Raw genomic sequence first — 21886 nt, 5'->3', positions numbered from 1 at the left:
GTTGCGGCTCGCCGCAGGACAGGGCGGCCGCGACCGGGACGTCGCCGATGTCGTCGGTGTCGAGGTCGAGAAGGACGAACCGGTCCGGGTGTTCGCACTGCGCGGAACGCACCAGCCCCCACACCGCCGCCCCCGCCACATCCACCACACCCTCACCCGGGCCGGTCACGACCGCCCCACGCGTCACCACCACCAACCGGGCACGGTCCGGACGATCCTCCGCCAGCCACTCCTGCACCACCTGCAACGCAGCGGCACTCACCTCAGCGACCCCACCACGCGGGCACTCCCACACCACAAACTCCGGCACGACACCATCAGCCCGCGCCTCACAAGGAACCCACTGCACCTCGAACAGCGCCCCGCGCCCAGGCGCCAACCCGGCCAACGACACCGGCCGCAGCACAAGCGAATCCAACGAGAAAACCGGCACACCCGCCTCATCGGCCACCACAAGAGCCACCGTTGTCCCGGCCTCGTCAGCAGGCGTCATGCGCACCCGCAGCCTGGTCACGCCCCGGGCGTGCAGGACGGCACCGCTCCACGCATACGGCAGGCACTCCTCCGAAGCCAGCAACCCCGCCACCTGAACAGCAGCATCCAGCAGTGCCGGATGGATCCCGAACCCTGCCACGCCTGCCAGCGCCCCGTCGGGCAGCCCGACCTCGGCCACCATCTCCTCACCACAGCGCCAAGCCCCGGTCAGCTGCTGAAACACAGGCCCGTAGACGAACCCGGCCTCTGCAAGCCGGTCGTAGAAAAGGTCGAGATCGACGGGCTCGGCACCGGCAGGCGGCCAGACGCCGGCCAGAACCTCATCACGAGCCGGCTCACCGCCAACAGACGCGCTCAGAACACCTTCCGCCTGCCGCGTCCACACCCCATCACCCCAACCATCACCCACCGGTCGCGCATACACACTCAGCGCACGGCACCCGGACTCGTCCACCGACGAAACCACCGCCTGAACCACCACATCACCCGAATCAGGGATGACCAGCGGCGCATGCAGCGTCAGTTCCTCCACCCGAGGACACCCGGTGCGCTCACCGGCATGCAGCGCAAACTCCAGCAGCGCCGCGCCCGGAAGCAGGACCGTACCGGCGACGCAGTGGTCGGCGAGCCAGGGATGAGTCGACAGCGACAACCGACCGGTGAACACCACAGCGTCACCATCGGCAAGTTCAACCAGAGCCCCCAGAAGAGGGTGCTCGCTCGCCTGGACTCCCGCAGCCGCCAGATCCCCCACACCAACCGGCACATCGAGCCAGTACCGCTGGTGTTGGAAGGGGTAGGTGGGCAAGTCGAGGTGGTGGGTGGGGTCGGGGTAGTGGGTGGTCCAGGTGACGGTGTGGCCGCTGGTGTGGGCCTGGGCTAGGGAAGTCAGGAAACGTTCGGTGTCGTTGTCGTGGCGGCGCAGGGTGCCGATCGCGGTGAGGTGGTCGCCGTGGTCGGCGATGGCGGGGGTGAGGGTGGGGTGGGGGCTGGTTTCGATGAACGTGTGATGGCCGTCGGAGGCGAGAGCGGTGATGGCCTGGGTGAAGCGGACGGGTGAGCGGAGGTTGCGGTACCAGTAGTGGCTGTTCAGGTCGATGGTGTCCAGCCAGGCGTCCTCGACCGTCGAGTAGAACGGGACCGTCGACTCACCCGGGGTGATGTCGCCCAGGACGTCGAGCAGTTCCCCTTCGATGGCTTCGGTGTGGGGGCAGTGCGAGGCGTAGTCGACGGGGATGCGGCGGGCGCGGATGTCGGTGTCGGTGTAGTGGGTGAGGAGTTCGCCGAGGGCGTCGGTGTCGCCGGAGACGATGGTGGCCTGCGGGCTGTTGAACGCCGCGACCCACAGCCGGCCCTCCCACCGCTCACCGATCAACTCCTCCACAGCTGCGGCTGGTTGGTGGACCGATGCCATACCGCCGAGGCCGCGCAGTGCGGCCAGAGCGCGGCTGCGCAGCGCGACGACCTTGGCCGCATCGGGGAGGGAGAGCGCGCCGCAGACGTGCGCGGCCGCGATCTCGCCCTGGGAGTGCCCGACGACCGCGTCGGGTTCGACGCCGTACGAGCGCCACAGTGCCGCCAGTGACACCATGACCGAGAACAGCACGGGCTGGACGACGTCCGCCTGTTCCCATACCGGGTCCTCGGCGTCGCGGTGCAGCATCCCGGTCAGCGACCAGGGCACCCATGGTGCCAGTGCCTTCTCACACGCCTCGATCCGCTCCGCGAACACCGGCGAGGTACGCAGCAGGTCCAGGCCCATGCCCGCCCACTGCCCACCCTGCCCGGGGAACACGAACACCACACCACCGCGCCCGTCCACCGCCCTCCCCTGGGTGACCGCCGGGTGGGGCTCACCCGAAGCGACCGCTTCCAGTGCCCGCGCGAACTCCTCGCCTTCGGAGGCGACGATCACCGCACGGTGCTCCAGAACCGCCCGCCCCCAGGCCAACTCGGCTCCCACGACCGTGAGATCGGCTCGGGAGTCCGCCGTGACGAAGTCCCGCAAAGCCCCCGCCTGCGCCCGAAGAGCGGCCTCGGACCGAGCCGACACCACCCACGGCACCGGCAACTCACCGCCCGTCACGTCCTCTTCGACCTCCAGGACCGGACCTGGCAGCTCACCCTCCACCACGGCCTCTTCGGCCTCTTCGGCCTCTCGGAACGGGCCCGGCAGCTCACCCTCCACCCCGGCCTCTGCTGCCTCCCGGCACGGGCCCGGCAACTCGCCGTCTGGCACGGGCTCTTGGACTACCGGAGCCTCCTCCAGGATCACGTGCGCATTCGTCCCGCTCACTCCGAACGAGGACACCCCCGCACGTCGTACCCGCCCCGCCTCCGCACCCCACGGCCGCGCCCGCGTGAGCAGCCGTACCGCACCCGCCGACCAGTCCACCTGCCGCGACGGCTCATCCACATGCAACGTCCGCGGCAGCATTCCGTGACGCAGCGCCATCACCATCTTGATGATGCCGCCCACGCCCGCCGCGGCCTGCGCGTGGCCGATGTTCGACTTCACCGAGCCCAGCCACAACGGCTCTTCACGCGACCGTACTTGTCCATACGTGTCGAGCAGCGCCTGTGCCTCGATCGGATCACCGAGCGTGGTGCCCGTCCCGTGCCCCTCCACCGCGTCCACGTCCCCGGCCGTCAACCCCGCGTCGGCCAGTGCCTCACGGATCACCCGCTCCTGCGAGGGTCCGTTGGGGGCCGTCAGGCCATTCGACGCGCCGTCCTGGTTGACCGCGCTGCCCCGCACCACGGCCAGTACCCGGTGGCCCAACCGCCGTGCGTCGGAGAGTCGTTCGACGAGCAGCATGCCCACGCCCTCGCCCATGCCCGTGCCGTCGGCGGCGGCCGCGAAGGACTTGCACCGCCCGTCCACCGACAGCCCCCGCTGCCTGGAGAACTCGATGAACAGGTGCGGCGTGGACAGCACGGTGACGCCGCCCGCCAGCGCCAGGTCGCACTCGCCCGCGCGCAGCGACCGGCAGGCCAGGTGCAGCGCCACCAGGGACGACGAGCACGCCGTGTCCACGGTGACCGCCGGGCCCTCGAGACCCAGGGTGTAGGCGACGCGCCCGGAGGCGACGGCGCCGCCGCTGCCGTTGCCGATGTAGCCTTCGAAGCCCTCCGGGATGGTCGTCAGCCGGGCCGCGTAGTCGTGGTACATCATCCCCGCGAAGACGCCCGCCCGCGTTCCCCGGACCGAGGAGGGGTCGATCCCGGCCCGCTCGAATGCCTCCCAGGAGGTCTCCAGCAGCAGCCGCTGCTGCGGGTCCATCGCCAGCGCCTCACGCGGCGAGATACCGAAGAAGCCGGCGTCGAACTCCCCTGCGTCGTAGAGGAATCCGCCGTGGCGCGTGTAGGAGGTCCCGGGCCGTTCCGGATCGGGGTCGTACATCTTCCCGATGTCCCATCCTCGGTCGGCCGGGAACTCGCCGATCGCGTCCCCACCCGACGCCACCAGCTGCCACAGCCCCTCCGGCGAGCGGACCCCGCCCGGGAACCGGCAGGCCATGCCCACGATGGCCAGCGGTTCCCGGGCGGCCTCGGCGGCCGCCGTGAGCTGTTGGTTGCGCCGCCGCAGAGTCTCGTTGGCCTTCAGGGATGCCCGCAGCGCCTCGACGAGCTTCTCGCTGGGCGTAGCCATCGGTGTCTCCAAGTCTGGGATGGGGCCGAGTCTGGGGTGGTGCCGAGCCCGGAAAGGGACCGAGCACGGGAAGGGACCGAGCACGGGAAGGGACCGAGCACGGGAAGGGACCGAGCACGGGAAGGGACCGAGGACGGGAAGGGACCGAGGACGGGAAGGGACCGAGGACGGGAAGGGACCGAGGACGGGAAGGGACCGAGGACGGGAAGGGACCGAGGACGGGAAGGCGCGAACGCGATGGTGGGGAACGGGAAGGTCAGCGGGGCCGGTCGGCGAGTTCGGTCAGCCACGCGTGCACGTGCTGTGCGGTGGCGTCCGCGTACTGTTCGAGCATCGTGAAGTGGTTGCCGTCGACGTCGCGGACGGTGTGCGGCGTTCCCCACACAGGGGGCGGCTTCTCACTGTCGCGAGCGCGGAGGAAGAGCGCGGGTGTCGTGAGGTCGGGCGGCCGCCAGCCGGCGAAGATACGGAAGTAGCCGCCCATGGCGACCAGGCGGGCGTAGTCGAGGTCCACGAATTCGGTGACCCGGTCGAAGATCTCGTTGGTGAGGGCGGCCGCGACGGGCTTCATCCCCTCGTCGGGGAGGTAGGCATCCATGGCGATCACGGCCTGCGGCGGGACGCCCAGCTGTTCGAGGCGGTTCGTGACGGCATAGGCGAACCAGCCGCCAGCGGAGTGTCCGGCGAGGGCCAAGGGCGCGCCGTCGGTGTGGCGGAGGACGGCCTCGGTGAACAGCCTGGTGGCGGTATCGACGTCGGCGGGGAGGGGTTCACCGTCGATGAAGCCGGGCGCGGGCAGGTACCAGACGTCGCGCAGCCCGTCGAGGGCGGCGGCGAAGCGCGCGTACTGGTAGACACTGGACACGGCGGCGACCGTGGGCAGGCAGATCAGCGGGAGGCAGGTGTCGCCCTGCGCGATCCGGACGAACGGCGGTGCGGGCACTGCCGTGGGATCGGCGAAGGCCGGCCGGAAGGCGGAGGCCGCCGAGAGCAGGGCCATGGACTCCTCGACGCGCCCGGCGTCGTGGCCGATCCAGAAGAGTGCTTCCACCGTGTCGGCGGACGGCACGGTGCCGGTGCTCTCCCGGACGTCGTTCGTCTCCGTTGTTGTTGCCGCTGCCTGCGCCTCTGCAGCGACGTCGGCGGCGAGCAGTGCGCCCAGGTGGTCGGCCAGCGCCTCCGGCGTGGGGTGGTCGAAGACGAGCGTGGTGGCCAGGCGGAGGCCGGTCAGGGCGTTGAGGCGGTTGCGGAGCTCGACGGCGGTCAGCGAGTCGAAGCCCAGCTCACGGAACTCGCCGTCGAGCGGGACCGTGTCGGTCGCATCGTGGCCGAGGACGGCGGCGGCGTGGGTGCGGACCAGCTCCGCCAGGACGGCGGTTCGCTCGGCGGACGTGGGGGTAGCGGCCAGCCGCTTCCGCAGCTCGGCGGGGGCGTCGGTGGTGACGCCGTGGTCGGCGGCCCGGCGTGCGGGGGTGCGGACCAGCCCTCGTAGGACGGGCGGCAGTGTGCCGGAGGTCGCCTGCCGGTGGAGGGCTCCCGGGTCGAGCGGGGTGGCGAGCAGCACCGGTTCGTCGTAGCCGAGGGCCGCGTCGAGAAGGGCGAGCCCGTGCGCGTTGGTGAGCGGGAGCAGGCCGCCGCGGGCCATCCGGGCGAGGTCGGCCGCGGCGAGGTGCTCGGCCATGCCGCCGGCTTCGGCCCAGCGCCCCCAGGCGAGGGACTGGCCGGGCATGCCGAGGGCGTGGCGGTGGTGCATCAGGGCGTCGAGGAAGGCGTTCGCGGCCGTGTAGTTGCCCTGTCCGGGGCTGCCGAAGGAGGCGGCGGCGGAGGAGAACACGACGAACGCGTCGAGTTCGGTGTCACGGGTGAGCTCGTGCAGGTGCGCGGCGCCGTACGCCTTCGCGCTCAGGACGGCGTCCAGGCGGTGGGGGGTCAGCGAGGTGAGGACCCCGTCGTCTACGACGCCCGCGGTGTGGATCACGGCACGGAGCGGGTGCCGCGACGGGATCCCGGCCAGCAGTGCGGCGACGGCCCCGCGGTCGGCGAGGTCGCAGGCGACGACCGTGACCTGCGCTTCCGACTCGGCGAGTTCGGCCAGGAGTTCACCGACACCGTGCGCGGCAGGGCCACTGCGGCTGGTCAGCAGCAGGTGCCGGACGCCGTGATTCTGGACGAGGTGGCGGGCGACGAGGCGGCCGAGGTAGCCGGTGCCGCCGGTGATCAGGACGGTGGCTTCCGGATCCAAGCGGACGGGTTCGGTCCGCCCGTCGGCCGGGACCCTGGCCAGCAGCGGGGTATGGGCGGCTCCGTCGCGCAGGGCCGTCTGTGGCTCTCCGGAGTGCAGGGCCGCGGCCAGGGCGTGCCGGCTGGCGTCGGTGTCGTCGAGGTCGACGAGGACGAACCGGCCCGGGTTCTCCGTCTGCGCGGACCGGACCATGCCCCAGACGGCGGCGTGCGCGAGGTCGGGGACGGGCTCACCCGCGGTGGCGGCCACCGCTCCCCGGGTGACGAACGCCAGGCGGGAGTCGGCGAACCGGGCCTCGGCGAGCCAGCCCTGGAGCAGGTCCAGCGCCCGGGTGGTGGCCTGCCGGGTGGCCTCGGCCGGATCGGAGGTGGCCTCGGCCGGATCGGCGACGGCGTTGCCGGGCTCGCAGTGCACGACGACCACGTCGGGCGCGCCGTCGGCCGCGAGCTGCGCCAGGTCGGCGTACGGGATCGCCTCTGCGCCGGTGGTGCCGAGGTGAGCCGACGCTGAGCCGATCACCGCCCGGATCGCGTGCGCCGGGGACGCGTCGGGGAGCTGCGTCGGCGACCAGTCGAGCCGGAACAGGGCGTGGTGAGAGTCGGTTCGGGCCGCCTGGAGCTGGCCGGCTGTGACAGGCCGGAAGGCCAGGGACTCGGCCGCGAGGACGGTCCGCCCGGCGGAGTCGGTGGCCACCAGCGCGATCGTGTCGGGAGAGCGGCGGCTGAGGTGGACGCGGAGCGCGGACGCACCGGAGGCCGCCACCGTGACGCCGCTCCACGAGAACGGCAGCCAGCCATGGGCGTCGGTCGTCCCGGATTCGGCGAAGCCCGGGACGACCGGGTGGAGGGCCGCGTCGAGCAGCGCCGGGTGGACGGCGTAGCGGCCGGCGTCGCCCGCCGGGCCGTCGGGCAGGGACACCTCGGCGTACAGCTCCTCGCCGTCCCGCCATACGGCCCGCAGCCCCTGGAACGCGGGCCCGTACCCGAGGCCCGCGTCGGCCAGCGTCTCGTACCAGTGGTCGAGGTTCACCGGTGTGGCGCCGGCGGGCGGCCAGGGCTCGGCGGAGGTGTCGACGATGTCCCGGCCGCGGGTCAGGACGCCGGTGGCGTGGCAGGTCCAGTCGGCTCCGGTGACCGCCGCGGGCGGGGTGAGGCCGTCGTCCTTGCGCGCGTAGAGGGCGAAGGTGCGCCGTTCCACGCCGTCCGGCACCGGCTCGGGCGCACCGACCGCGAGTTGGAGGAGCACCGAGCCGCGTTCCGGCAGGGCCAGCGGTACCTGGAGGGTGAGTTCCTCGACGGCCGTGCAGCCGGCCTCGTCCCCTGCACGCACGGCCAGTTCGAGGAGTGCCGTGCCGGGGAGGAGGACGGTGCCGAACACGGCGTGGTCGGCGAGCCAGGGGTGGGTGCGCAGCGAGATACGGCCGGTGAGCAGGAGTTCCTGGGACTGCGGGGAGCCGGCCAGGGCCACCGCGGAGCCGATCAGGGGGTGGGCGGCCGCGGAGAGTCCGGCGGCCGAGACGTCCCGGGCCGCCGTCGACGCGGGGTCCAGCCAGTAGCGGCGGTGGTCGAAGGCGTAGGTGGGGAGGTCGAGGTGCCGGGCCCGGGCCGGCGCCGCACCGATGGCGGCGGTCCAGTCGACGACCGTGGTGCGGTGGACGTGGAGCCGGGCGAGTGCGGTGAGCAGCGCCTGCGGCTCTGGGGTGTCGGCGCGCAGCACCGGGATGAGGAGCGCGGGTGTGCCGTCGTCCAGGCATTCCTCGGCGAGGGCGGACAGGGTGCCGTCGGGGCCGAGTTCCAGGAAGGTACGGACGCCGTGGTCGTGCAGGCGGCGTACGGCGTCGCCGAAGCGGACGGTGTGACGCACCTGGCGGACCCAGTACTCGTGGTCCGTGAGCGTGGCGGCGGGGGCGAGGTCGCCGGTGACGGTGGAGACCATGGGGATCGTCGGCTCGGCGTAGGCGACTGCGGCGGCCGCCTGCCGGAACTCCGCCAGGATCGGTTCCGTCAGGGGGGAGTGGAAGGCGCGGTCGGTGGTCAGGCGCTTGGTGTGGATGCCGCGGGCGGCGAGGGCGGCCGCGGCGTCCAGCACGTCCTGCTCGGCGCCCGAGAGCACGACCGAGCGCGGCCCGTTGACCGCGGCGACGGCCGGCCGTTCCACCCGGCCTTCGAGGGTCTCGGCCACTTCGGCTTCGCTCGCGCGGACCGCCACCATGGCTCCGCCCGACGGCATCCGGTCCTGCATCAGGCGGGCCCGGGCGGCGACCAGCCGGGCCGCGTCGGCGAGTGTGAGCACTCCCGCGACGTGTGCGGCGGCGAGTTCGCCGATCGAGTGGCCGGCGATGTGGTCCGGGCGGATTCCGATGTGCTCCAGCAACCGGAAGAGCGCGACCTGGAGGGCGAACAGTGCCGGCTGGGCGTCGCCGGTGCGGTCCAGCGGCGCGGCCGCGTCGAGGAGCAGCGGGCGCAGAGGGCGGTCGAGCAGGGGTTCCACCTCGGCCAGGACCTCGTCCAGCGCCCCGGCGAAGGCGGGATGGGCGTCGTACAGCATCTTTCCCATGCCCGGCCGTTGGGTTCCCTGGCCGGAGAAGAGGAAGGCGAGCTTGCCGCGGGTGGGGCGGGCCGGGGGCTCGATCAGCCCGGCCACGGGTGTGCCGTCGGCGAGGGCCGACAGGATGCGCATGAGGTCGTCGCGGTCCCCGGTCACCAGCGCTGCCCGCCGGTCGAGTACCGGCCGGGTGGTCAGGGCGCGCGCCATGTCGCCGAGTCGGACGTCCGGATGAGTGGCCAGGTACGTGCCGAGCCGTCGGGCCTGTGCGCGCAGCGCGGGCTCGGTCTTCGCCGAGAGAAGCCAGGGCAGCGGCGCCGGTGCGGGCTCGGTGCCGGTGTCGGTTCCGGTGTCAGTGCCAGTGTCAGGGGCGGTATCGGTTCCGGTGCCAGTGGCGGTATCCGTATCGGTGCTGGTTCCGGTTCCGGTCGGTTGGTCGTCGTGTGGCGGCTCCTCCAGGATGTCGTGTGGCGGCTCCTCCACGAGGTCGTGTGGCGGCTCCTCCAGGATCAGGTGCGCGTTCGTCCCGCTCACCCCGAACGCCGAGACACCCGCACGGCGGGTGCGGTCACCGCGTTGCCACGGCACCGGCTCCGTCAGCAGCCGCACCCCGCCCGCCGACCAGTCCACGTACGGTGCCGGCTCGTCGATGTGCAGACTGGCCGGCAGCGCCTCCCGGCGCAACGCCATCACCATCTTGATCACCCCGGCCGCCCCCGCCGCCGCCTGTGCGTGACCGAGGTTGGACTTCACCGACGCCAGCCACAGCGGAGTCTCCCCCGGCCGGTCCTGGCCGTACGTGGCGAGCAGCGCCTGCGCCTCGATGGGATCTCCGAGCGTGGTGCCCGTCCCGTGTCCCTCCACCGCGTCCACGTCCCCGGCCGAGAGTCCCGCGTTGGCGAGGGCCTGACGGATGACACGTTGCTGTGAGGGCCCGTTCGGGGCCGTCAGGCCGTTCGACGCACCGTCCTGGTTCACCGCGCTGCCGCGGACCACCGCCAGGACGGCATGCCCGAGCCGCCGCGCGTCGGAGAGCCGCTCCAGCAACAGCACGCCGACACCCTCGGACCACCCCACCCCGTCCGCCGCCGCCGCGTACGCCTTGCACCGCCCGTCCGGCGACAGGCCCCGCTGCCGCGAGAACTCCACGAACGCCCCCGGCGTCGACATCACCGTCACCCCACCGGCCAGCGCCAGCTCCGACTCCCCGGACCGCAGCGACTGGCACGCCAGGTGCAACGCCACCAACGACGACGAACACGCCGTGTCCACCGTCACCGCCGGGCCCTCGAACCCGAACGTGTAGGACAGCCGCCCGGAGAGCACGCTTCCGGAGACACCGGTGAGCGCGTAGCCCTCCAGGTCCTCACCGCCCTGCCGGACGAGGTCGGCGTAGTCCTGGTTCGCCACTCCCGCGAAGACGCCGGTACGGCTGCCGCGCAGAGCCGCCGGATCGATCCCCGCCCGCTCCAACGCCTCCCAGGACACCTCCAACATCAACCGCTGCTGCGGATCCATCGCCAAAGCCTCACGCGGCGAAATCCCGAAGAAGGCCGCATCGAACTCCGCCGCCCCCGAAAGGAAACCACCACACCGCGTGTACGACCGCCCCACCCGACCCGGCTCCGGATCGAACAACCCCTCCACATCCCAACCCCGGTCGACGGGGAACTCCCCGATCGCATCCCCACCCGACACCACCAACTCCCACAACTCCTCCGGGGATCCGACGCCCCCCGGGAAGCGGCATCCCATTCCCACGATCGCGATGGGTTCGTCGTCGGTTCGGGAGGCGACGGCCGCGGCCGGTGCCGCCGGGGCCGTCCCGCACAGCTCGTCCCGGAGGAACCCGGTCAGAGCGGCCGGGTTGGGGTGGTCGAAGACCACCGTGGTCGGCAGCCGCAGCCCGGTGGCGACGTTCAGGCGGTTGCGCAGTTCGACGGCGGTGAGCGAGTCGAAGCCGAAGTCACGGAACGCCCGGTCCGCCGGGACGGCGTCGGCGTCCCGGTGCCCCAGTACGGCGGCCGCGTGGCCGCGGACCAGTTCGAGTACGACCTCGGTCCGGGCCTGTGGCGCGAGCGCGGTGAGCCGGTCGCGCAGGGCTGTGCCGTGCACCGGGACGTCGCCTGCGGTGCCAGCGAGCGCCCGGACCTCGGGGAGGTCGCCGGTCACGGGCGTGCGGTTGCCGGTGGCGTCGGTGTGGGCGGTGAAGCGCGGCCAGTCGATGTCGGCCACGGTCAGGCCGCTCTCGCCGTGGGCCAGTACCTGGGCGAGGGCGGCGAGCGCGCGTTCGGGTGCCAGCTCGGCCAGTCCCCGGCGGCGCAACCCGGCCGCCGCGTCCGGCCGGACGGCGGCGCCGTGTCCTGCCCAGGGGCCCCAGGCAACCGCCGTGGCCGGCAGTCCGAGGCCGCGCCGGTGGACGGCGAGCGCCTCGACGTACACGTTGGCCGCGGTGTGACCACCCTGGCCGGCCGAGCCGAAGGTCGCGGCGGCGGAGGAGAAGACGAGGAAGGCGGAGAGGTCGGCGCCCCGGGTGAGCTCGTGCAGGTTCCGCGCGCCGATCGCCCTCAGCGCCAGCGCCTGCTCCAGCCGCTGCGGTGTCAGGGAGTCGAGCGTGCCGTCGTCGAGGGCGCCGGCGGCGTGGACGACCGCGCCGAGCGGGCAGTCGCCGGGAACGGCGGTGGCGAGCAGGTCGGCGAGCGCTGCCGGGTCGGTGATGTCACAGGCCGCGCGCGTGACCCTGGTTCCCGAGGCGGCCGGTACGCCGGCGCCTCCGAACCGGCTGCCGGAGACGGCAGGTACATCGACACCTCCCAACCCGTTGCCGGAGGCGGCCAGCACTTCGGCATCTCCCAGCCCGTCACCGGAAGCGGCCGATACGCCGGCACCTCCCAACTCGTCGTCGCAGGCGGCAGGTACGTCGACACCTCCCAACCCATCACCCGAGGCAGCCGACACCTCGGCGCCTCCGAATCCGTCACCCGAGGCGTTGACGAGCAGCAGGTGCTCGGCCCCTCGGTCGGCCAGCCACCGGGCCATGTGTGCGGCCGGCTGGTCAGGGTCGGCGTCCTCACCGGTGATCAGGACGGTGCCGCGCGGTCGCCACTCGGCGGCCTCCGTCCGCGGCGACGGCGCACGCAGCAGCCGCCGGACGAACACCCCGGACGCCCGGATGGCGAACTCCCCCTCGCCGTCCTGATCCGCCAGCACCCCCAGCAGACGTTCCACCACCGGCTCGTCCACCACCGACGGAAGATCCACCAGACCGCCCCACCGGTCCGGCACCTCCAGGCCGGCCACCCGGCCCAGCCCCCACACCACGGCCGCATCCGGATCCGACAACATGTCTCCGTCCCCCACCGACACCGCACCACGCGTCACGCACCACACCGGCGCCCCCACGCCTTCGGCCCCCTGAAGCAGCGCCAGCGCCCGGCCGGCGGCCTGCGGTCCCCCGCACAGGACGAGGACACCGTGCGGCGCGTGGGCCGTCATGGCCTCGGCGAGCACGTCGCGGTCGGCGCAGGCGACGTGGACGACCCGCATCCCGCGGCGCGCCAGTTCGGCCGGCACCGGCTCGTGCCATGCCTCGTCCGCCGTGGTGACCACCAGCCACGTCCCGTGCGGGGTCGGCGCCGCAACGGTCCGGGCCTGCGGCTTCCACACCGGCCGGTACCGCCACCCGGCCACGAGGTCGCGCTCCCGGGCCGCCCGCCGCCACTCGCCCAGGGCGGACACCACCGACCCCAGCGGTGCGTCCTGGTCGACGGCGAGCAATCCGGCCACGGCCACCGGGTCCGCTCGCTCGACCGCCTCCCACAGCGGGCCGTCGGCGGCCTCGGCGTCCGCCGTCGACGGCACCGGCTCGGTCACGTCGAGCCAGAACCGCTGCCGCTCGAAGGGGTATGTGGGCAGCTCCACCCGGCGCGCGGCATCGGCGGGCCCGCCGCCCAGCACGCTCGCCCAGTCCACTCGTACCCCGCACACGAACAGCTCCGCGGCGGACTCCAGGAATCGTCGCAGGCCGCCCTCGCCACGACGCAGCGAGCCGACGACGAGGCTGTCCGAGATGCCGAGTTCGTCGAGCGTCTCCTGGACGCCGACGGCGACCGCCGGGTGCGGGCCGGTCTCGACGAAGACGGTGTGGCCGTCGCGGGCGAGCGCCCGGGTGGCGTCCCGGAACCGCACCGGCTGGCGCAGGTTGCGGTACCAGTACGCGGCGTCGAGTTCGGTGCCGTCGACGGGCTCGCCGGTGACGGTGGAGTAGAGCGGGATGTCGGCGGGGCGCGGGGTGACGGGGGCGAGGAGGTCGCGCAGGCGGTCGCGGATGGCTTCGACCTGCGGAGAGTGCGAGGCCCAGTCGACCTTCAGCCGACGGGCCGGGACGCCGTCCCCGGCCAGTTCCTCGACCAGTGCGGCGACGGCGTCCGGCGCACCGGAGACCACGGCCGACCGTGCCCCGTTGTCGGCGGCGACCACCAGGCTGGGGCCCCAGGCGGCGAGCCGGGGTTCCAGTTCCTCCGCCGGGAGGCCGACCGAGGCCATGGCGCCCTGGCCGGCGAGCGCGGCGAGTGCCTGGCTGCGCAGAGCGGTGACGCGGGCCGCGTCCTCGAGGGAGAGGGCGCCGGCGACGCAGGCCGCCGCGATCTCGCCCTGGGAGTGCCCGGCGACTGCGTCGGGGTGGACTCCGTAGGAACGCCAGAGAGCCGCCAGGGAGACCATCACCGCGAAGAGCACGGGCTGGACCACGTCGACGCGGTCCAGCGGCGGGGCGTCCGGCTCGCCGCGCAGGACGCCGAGCACCTCCCAGTCCAGGTAGGGGCGCAGCGCCTCGGCGCAGTCGGTCATGCGCGCGGCGAACACCGTGGATGTGTCGAGGAGTTCGGCGGCCATGCCGTCCCACTGGGTCCCTTGGCCGCCGAACAGCATCGCGATCTTCCCGTCCGCCGCCGGGCCGGAGCGGCCGGTCACCACCGCGGCCGTCGGCAGATCGGCGGCGAGCGCGTCGAGCCCGTGCCGCAGCCCGTCGAGATCGTCGGCGAGGACGACGGCGCGGTGCTCGAACACGGCACGCTCGGTCACCAGGGCACGGCCGATCTCGACCGGACCCGCCTCCGTATGCCGGGCGTGGTCACTCAGCCGGCGCGCCTGCGCACGCAGCGCGGACTCGGTCTTCGCCGAGACCACCCACGGCACGACGGTTGGCCCGGCCGCCATGGCCGTCGCCGTCGCCGTCGCCGTGTCCGTCGCCGTGTCCGCGGCCGTGTCCGTCGCCGTGTCCGCGGCCGTCGGCGGATCGTCCCGGGACGGCGGCTCCTCCAGGATCACGTGCGCGTTCGTCCCGCTCACCCCGAACGCCGACACACCCGCACGCCGGACGTGATCAGCGCGCGCCCACGGCACCGGCTCCGTCAACAGCCGTACCGCACCACCGGACCAGTCCACGTGCGGCGTCGGCTCGTCCACGTGCAAGGTTTTCGGCAGCGACGCGTGCCGCAGCGCCATGACCATCTTGATCACCCCGGCCACGCCCGCCGCCGCCTGCGTGTGCCCGAGATGCGACTTCACCGACCCCAGCCACAACGGCCGCTCCGGTGCGCGTTCCTGGCCGTACGTCGCCAGCAGCGCCTCCGCCTCGATCGGATCACCCAGCGTCGTTCCGGTCCCGTGCCCCTCGACCGCGTCCACCTCAGCGGCCGAGAGTCCCGCGGCGGCCAGCGCCTGTCGGATGACACGTTGCTGTGAGGGCCCGTTCGGGGCCGTCAGGCCGTTCGACGCACCGTCCTGGTTGACCGCGCTCCCCCGCACCACCGCCAGCACCCGGTGACCGTTGCGCTCGGCGTCCGACAGCCGCTCCACCAGCAGCACGCCGACACCTTCCGACCACCCCACCCCGTCCGCCGCCGCCGCGTACGCCTTGCACCGCCCGTCCGGCGACAGGCCCCGCTGCCGCGAGAACTCCACGAACGCCCCCGGCGTCGACATCACCGTCACCCCACCGGCCAGCGCCAGCTCCGACTCCCCGGACCGCAGCGACTGACAGGCCAGGTGCAACGCCACCAACGACGACGAACACGCCGTGTCCACCGTCACCGCGGGGCCTTCCAGCCCCAGGGTGTAGGACAGCCGGCCCGAGGTGACGCTGTTGGACAGACCGGTGAGGGCGTACCCCTCCAGGTCGGCCGTGCCGCGCCGGACGAGATCGGCGTAGTCCTGGCTGCACATCCCGGCGAAGACGCCGGTAGGGCTGCCGCGCAGAGCCGCAGGATCGATCCCCGCCCGCTCCAACGCCTCCCAGGACACCTCCAGCATCAACCGCTGCTGCGGATCCATCGCCAAAGCCTCACGCGGCGAAATCCCGAAGAAGGCCGCATCGAACTCCGCCGCCCCCGAAAGGAAACCACCACACCGCGTGTACGACCGCCCCACCCGACCCGGCTCCGGATCGAACAACCCCTCCACATCCCAACCCCGGTCGACCGGAAACTCCCCGATCGCATCCCCACCCGACACCACCAACTCCCACAACTCCTCCGGCGACCCCACACCCCCCGGAAACCGGCACGCCATACCGATGACGGCGACCGGCTCGTCGGCGCTCCCGCGGAGGGCGGTCGACGCCGAGGGGATCGGGGCGGTGCCGGCGTCGGTGCGCAGCAGCGAGCCCAGGTGTGCGGCCAGGGCGGCCGGGTTGGGGTAGTCGAAGACCAGAGTGCTGGGCAGCCGCAGCCCGGTCGCCGCGTTCAGGTGGTTGCGCAGCTCGACAGCGCTGAGCGAGCCGAAACCCAGGTCGCGGAAGACGTGTTCGGGCCGGATGGCGGCGGCGGAACGGTGGCCGAGTACGGCGGCCGCGTGGGTGCGGACGAGTTCGAGGAGCGTGCGTTCGCGCTCGGCCGGATCCAGGGGGGCGAGTTGCGCGCGCAGCGTCCCGGACGGCGCCGGACCGGCGGCCGGCAGGGCGCGGGCTGCTTCGGGGAGGTCTGCGATCAGCCGGGCGGGGCCGCCGGTGGCCGTCTCGGCGAGGCGTTCCCAGTCGATGTCGGCGACGGTCAGGCAGGTCGCGTCCTGGTCCAGCACCTGGGCGAGGGCCGTCAGCGCCGATCCGGCGTCCATCGGCCTCACTCCACGGCGACCGAGGTGCGCCGCCACCGCCTGCCCGGCCATGCCGTCGCCGGCCCAGGCGCCCCACGCCACCGCCGTACCCGGCAGCCCGAGGCCGCGCCGGTGCCGGACGAGCGCTTCCAGGTACGCGTTGGCGGCCGCGTAGGCGCCCTGGCCGCCGGAGCCGAAGGTCGCGGCGGCGGAGGAGAAGACGAGGAAGGCGGAGAGGTCGGCGCCCCGGGTGAGCTCGTGCAGGTTCCGCGCGCCGGCCGCCTTCGCCCCGAGGACGCGCTCCAGGCGGTCCTGCGTCAGCGTGTCCAGTACGCCGTCGTCCAGGACGCCGGCGGCGTGCACCACCGCCCCGAGCGGGCAGTCGGCGGGGACGGCGGAGGCGAGCAGGTCGGCGAGCGCCGCCCGGTCGGCCACGTCGCATGCCTCGATGGTCACCCGGGCGCCCGCGGAGACGAGTTCCTCCCGGAGCTCCGCCGCCGCCTTGGCCTCCCGGCCGCTGCGGCTGATCAGCAGCAGGTGCTCCGCGCCGCGCCGGGCCAGCCACCGGGCGACGTGCCCGCCGAGTTCGCCGGTGCCGCCGGTGATCAGCACGGTTCCGCGCGGCCGCCATCCGCCGGCCGCCTCCCGCAAGGAGGCTCGCACCAGGCGCCGTACGAACACAGCGGACGGGCGGACAGCGAACTCTCCTTCGTCGTCCGGGTCGTTGAGCACGCCCACCAGACGCTCCACCGTCCGCTCGTCGACGACGGGCGGCAGGTCGACCAGGCCGCCCCACCGGTCCGGCACCTCCAGGCCGGCCACCCGGCCCAGCCCCCACACCGGTGCGGCATCCGGTTCGGACAGCAGGTCCCCGTCCCCCACCGACACCGCGCCTCGCGTCACACACCACAGCGGCGCCGGCACGTCGGCCAGCGCCTGGATCAGGGTCAGCGTCGGTCCGACGGCGTCGCACAGCGCGAGCACCCCGATCGGCTCCTCGTCGCCGAGCGCGTCGCGCAGGCGCGGGCCGAGGGCGTCCCGGTCGGCGCGGGCCCCGTCCACGGCCACGGTGCGGACGCGGGCGCCGGACCGCTCCAGCCCCGCCGCCACGGCGGCGGCGCCCTCGGCGTGCTCGGGTGCCACCAGCAGCCAGGTACCGGTCCCGGTCGTCCCGCCGGGCCGGGACAGCGGGCGCCATTCCTCCCGGTACAGCCATGCCCCGACCGCTTCTCGTGCCCGGGACGCCCGCCGCCACTCGCCCAGAGCCGCCACCACGGGCCCCAGCGGCGCGTCCTCGTCGACCTCCAGCAGCGCCGCCACCTCGGTCAGGTCCGCTCGGTCGACCGCCTGCCACAGCGGGCCGTCGTCGCTCATGGCCACCGCGGCCTGCGGCTCGCCCGCGTCGAGCCAGTACCGGTCGCGCTGGAAGGCGTACGTCGGCAGGTCCACCCGGGGCCGGGCCAGGTCGGGCCCGGTGCCCAGTACGGCGGTCCAGTCCACCCGTGCCCCGCGCACGGACAGCCCGGCCACGGCGGTGAGCACCGACCTGTCCTCGGCCCTGTCGGGACGCAGGGCGGGCAGCATGACCGCGGGCCCGGTGAGAGCGTCCTGGCCGAGGGCGCAGAGGGCGCCGTCGGGGCCGAGTTCGAGGTACGCGGTGACTCCCTCGCCCTGGAGCCAGGCAAGGCCGTCGCCGAACCGTACGGTGTCGCGGGCGTGCCGCACCCAGTAGTCCGGGGTGCCCATGGTCTCCGGGGGAAGCGGGGCGCCGGTGAGGTTGCAGACGACGGGGATGGCCGGCGGGCTGAAGGCGATCCGTGCGGCGGCGCGGCGGAAGTCGTCCAGGACGGCGTCCAGGTGCGGGGAGTGGAAGGCGTGGCTGGTGTGCAGCCGTCGGGTCCTGCGGCCCTGGGCCGTCCAGCGCGCGGCGAGATCCGAGACGGCGTCCTCGTCGCCGGAGAGGACGACCGCACACGGGCCGTTGACCGCGGCGAGGTCGACGCGGTCCGCGAACTCCTCCAGCAGTGGCCGGACTTCCTCCTCCGAGGCTTCGACGGCGACCATCGCCCCGGTGCCGGGCATGGCCTGCATCAGCCGGCCGCGGGCGGACACGAGGCCGGTCGCGTCGGGGAGGGACAGCATTCCTGCGACGTACGCGGCGGCCAGCTCGCCGACGGAGTGCCCGAGGACGTAGTCGGGCGTCACACCCCAGCTCTCGACCAACCGGTAGAGCGCGACTCCGAGTGCGAACAGGGCGGGCTGGGCGTATTCCGTCCGGCCGATCAGCTCGCTCTCGGGAGAGCCGGGGGCGGCGAACACGACCTCGCTGAGGGCGTGACCGGCCGCGCCGAGGGGGCCGAAGTGCGCGCACACCTCGTCGAAGGCGCGCGCGAAGGCCGGGAACGTCCGGTGGAGTTCGCGGCCCATGCCCGCCCGCTGTGTGCCCTGGCCCGGGAACAGGAACGCCACCGGACCGTGGGCGGTCGCGGTGCCGCTGACGGCCTCCGGTGCGGGCCGGGCCGCGGCGAGGGCGTCGAGCCCGTGCCGCAGCCCGTCGAGATCGTCGGCGAGGACGACGGCGCGGTGCTCGAACACCGCACGCTCGGCCACCAGGGCACGGCCGATCTCGACCGGACCCGCCTCCGCACGCCGGGCGTGCTCACTCAGCCGGCGCGCCTGCGCACGCAGAGCCGACTCCGTACGTGCCGAGAGGAACCATGGCACGACGGCCGGTCCGATCTCATCGAGCGCCGGCGGATCGTCGCGGGAGGGCGGCTCCTCCAGGATCACGTGTGCGTTCGTCCCGCTCACCCCGAACGACGACACACCCGCACGCCGGGCCCGCGTCTCGTTCCGGAGCCACGGCCGCTCCTCCGTCAGCAGCCGGACGGCTCCGCCGGACCAGTCGACGTGCGGCGACGGCTCGTCGACGTGCAAGGTCTGCGCCAGCAGGCCGTGGTGCAGCGCCATCACCATCTTGATGACTCCGCCCACGCCCGCCGCCGCCTGCGCGTGCCCGATGTTCGACTTGACCGAGCCCAGCCACAACGGGCGTTCCGGGGACCGTTCTTGGCCGTACGTCGCCAGCAGCGCCTCCGCCTCGATCGGATCCCCCAGCGTCGTTCCCGTCCCGTGGCCCTCCACCGCGTCCACGTCCACCGTCGACAGTCCCGCGTTGGTCAGCGCCTGTTGGATCACCCGCTGCTGCGAGGGCCCGTTGGGCGCCGTGAGGCCGTTCGAGGCACCGTCCTGGTTGACCGCGCTGCCGCGCACCACGGCCAGCACCCGGTGACCGTTGCGCTCGGCGTCCGACAGCCGCTCCACCAGCAGCATGCCCACACCCTCGGACATCCCGGTGCCGTCGGCCGCCCTCGCGTACGGCTTGCACCGGCCGTCCGGCGACAGCCCCCGCTGACGCGAGAACTCCATGAACATGGCGGGCGTGGACATCACGGTGACGCCACCGGCGAGCGCCAGCGTGGACTCGCCCGACCGGACGGACTGGCAGGCCAGATGCAGCGCCACGAGGGAGGAGGAGCAGGCGGTGTCGACGGTCAGCGCCGGGCCCTCGAACCCGAAGGTGTAGGCGAGCCGTCCGGACAGCACGGCGGCCGCGTTCCCGTTGCCGAGGTAGCCCTGGAGTTCGTCCGGGACGCAGAGCAGGCGGGAGGCGTAGTCGTGCGACATCGTCCCGGCGAAGACGCCGGTACGGCTGCCGCGCAGAGCCGCCGGATCGATCCCCGCCCGCTCCAACGCCTCCCAGGACACCTCCAACATCAACCGCTGCTGCGGATCCATCGCCAAAGCCTCACGCGGCGAAATCCCGAAGAAGGCCGCATCGAACTCCGCCGCCCCCGAAAGGAAACCACCACACCGCGTGTACGACCGCCCCACCCGACCCGGCTCCGGATCGAACAACCCCTCCACATCCCAACCCCGGTCGACCGGAAACTCCCCGATCGCATCCCCACCCGACACCACCAACTCCCACAACTCCTCCGGCGACCCCACACCCCCCGGAAACCGGCACGCCATACCGATGACGGCGACCGGCTCCTGCCTGCCGGATTCGACCTGCTCCAACCGGCGCCGGACGCGCAGCAGATCGGCGGTGGCCCGCTTGAGGTACTCGCGGAGCATTTCCTCGTCAGCCATAACCGGGAACTCCTCACCGCCGCATGGGAGATGGCACGGGATTCCCACAGCCTAGGGAGGACAAGTACACCTCAATACCCCTAGACGCCCCAGAGTCCTGATGTACGGTGAACAGTCTTGTCAATAGGGGGAATAGTGGTCCTCATGGATCGCTATGCGAAACGCTTCGAGGACCGGCTGGTCCTGGTCACGGGTGCGGGCAGCGGCATCGGGCGGGCCACGGTCTGCCGGTTCGCCTCGGCCGGCGCTCGCCTGGTGTGCGTGGACCGGGACGGCCCCGCAGCCGAGGAGAGCGCCGCTCTGGCGCGCGGGCTGGGCGCACGGGCGGCCTGGGCGGAGGTGGCCGACGTGTCGGACGAGGCGGCGATGGACGGGCTCGCCCACCGTGTCGCGAGGACGCACGGGGTGGTGGACGTGCTCGTGAACAACGCCGGCATCGGCATGTCGGGGAGGTTCCTGGATACCTCGGTCGAGGACTGGCGGCGCACGTTGGGCGTGAACTTGTGGGGAGTCATCCATGGCTGCCGCCTGGTCGGCCGGGGCATGGCCGAGCGCGGGCAGGGCGGCCACATCGTGACCGTGGCCTCGGCCGCCGCGTTCCAGCCGACCCGGGTGGTCCCGGCGTACGCGACCAGCAAGGCCGCCGCGCTCATGCTGACCGAGTGTCTGCGCGCGGAGTTCGCGGAGTTCGGCATCGGAGTGAGCGCGGTCTGCCCGGGCATGGTCCGCACATCGTTCCCGGCCCTGATGCACTTCGCCGGCGCGTCCCCCGATGAGCAGACCCGGCTGCGCGCCGCCACCGCCCGCCGCCTCGGGAGCCGGGGCTGCCCGCCGGAGAAGATCGCCGGGGCCGTGCTGCGCGCGGTAGTCCGCAACAGCGCCGTGGTCACCGTGACCCCCGACGCCCGTGCCGTCCGCTTGTTGAGCCGTTTCAGTCCCCGCCTGCGCGCCGTCGTGGCCCGCTTGGATCCATGAGGCGAGCCTGTGCTTGTGGCCGAGCATCGCCGACCGGGGCGGCGACCGCCAGTCGCTCGTGTCCCTCTCAGGCGCACAGGCAGGGCCGGGCCCGCGGGAGGGGGCCCGGTCGATGACGGATCACCGGAGCAGGGGCATCAGGTCACCGGATCGAGGAAGGTCAGCACCGAGGCATCCTCCTCGATCAGCGGGGCGAGTGCCACGTTGAACGGGCCGCCGTACGGGGCATTCAGGTGGGCTTGGAACGCGCCCTCGTCCCGGTACACCTCGAAGATCCGGTAGGCGCGCGGGTGGGAGGCCTTGGTGTAGACGTCGAAAGCGAGGTTGCCGTCCTCCTCACGCACCTTCTCGGCGTAGTCCAGGATCAGCCGGGCGACCTCGTCCTCCGCTCCTTCGCGGGCGGTGAACTCGGCGAGCAGGGTCTTGTTCACGATGTGATGTCCTCCGTGGTCGGGGTCAGTCGCGGTAGGAGTTCAGGTGCCAGAGGCGGGCCTGGTCCAGCTTCACCGAGCCGCTCTCGGCGAACATCTGTAAGCGTGATCACGACGAGCCGCGCCCCTGCGGCGTGCCAGATGGTGGCGCGCGGTGCGGCTGCCGCCAGGAATTCCTCCACCACCGCCCCGCCGGGCTCACGGACCAGCGCCAGAGAACCGGTGTGCACACAGGCCGATGCAGACAGATCCACCCGCGCCAGTTCCTCTGCGGTCCACTGCCAGTGGTGATCCGGCGCG

At 73.2% G+C, this 21886-nt stretch carries 3 protein-coding genes and 1 pseudogene; 1 reads left to right on the top strand and 3 read right to left on the bottom strand.

Translation table 11 applies throughout. The features are described 5' to 3' along the window. Positions 1 to 4147: type I polyketide synthase (locus ACZ7DL_RS28875; RefSeq protein WP_470778476.1), on the bottom strand; the 4147-nt coding region annotated here is incomplete at its 3' end. A gap of 256 nt (positions 4148 to 4403) precedes the next feature. Next, positions 4404 to 20180, bottom strand: a complete 15777-nt coding sequence (locus ACZ7DL_RS28870) for a type I polyketide synthase (RefSeq protein WP_470778475.1) — start codon at positions 20178 to 20180, stop codon at positions 4404 to 4406. Positions 20181 to 20330: 150 nt separating this feature from the next. Here ACZ7DL_RS28870 and ACZ7DL_RS28865 point away from each other — a divergent pair. Continuing rightward, a pseudogene (locus ACZ7DL_RS28865) lies at positions 20331 to 21155 on the top strand (SDR family NAD(P)-dependent oxidoreductase); the annotation flags it as partial. A gap of 137 nt (positions 21156 to 21292) precedes the next feature. Here the strand turns inward: ACZ7DL_RS28865 and ACZ7DL_RS28860 are convergent. Then, on the bottom strand, positions 21293 to 21586 hold the full coding sequence (locus ACZ7DL_RS28860; protein ID WP_470778474.1) for a putative quinol monooxygenase: 294 nt from the start codon (positions 21584 to 21586) through the stop codon (positions 21293 to 21295). Positions 21587 to 21886 lie beyond the last annotated feature (300 nt).

Source organism: Streptomyces sp. NPDC036984, from assembly GCF_055607665.1.
The sequence above is the reverse complement of the archived record's forward strand: the minus strand, read 5'-3'. Positions and strand labels throughout refer to the sequence as shown.

Excerpts from the sequence above, each read along its gene's own strand:
- ACZ7DL_RS28870 (WP_470778475.1), bottom strand. The coding sequence starts at position 20,180 with ATGGCTGACGAGGAAATGCTCCGCGAGTACCTCAAGCGGGCCACCGCC.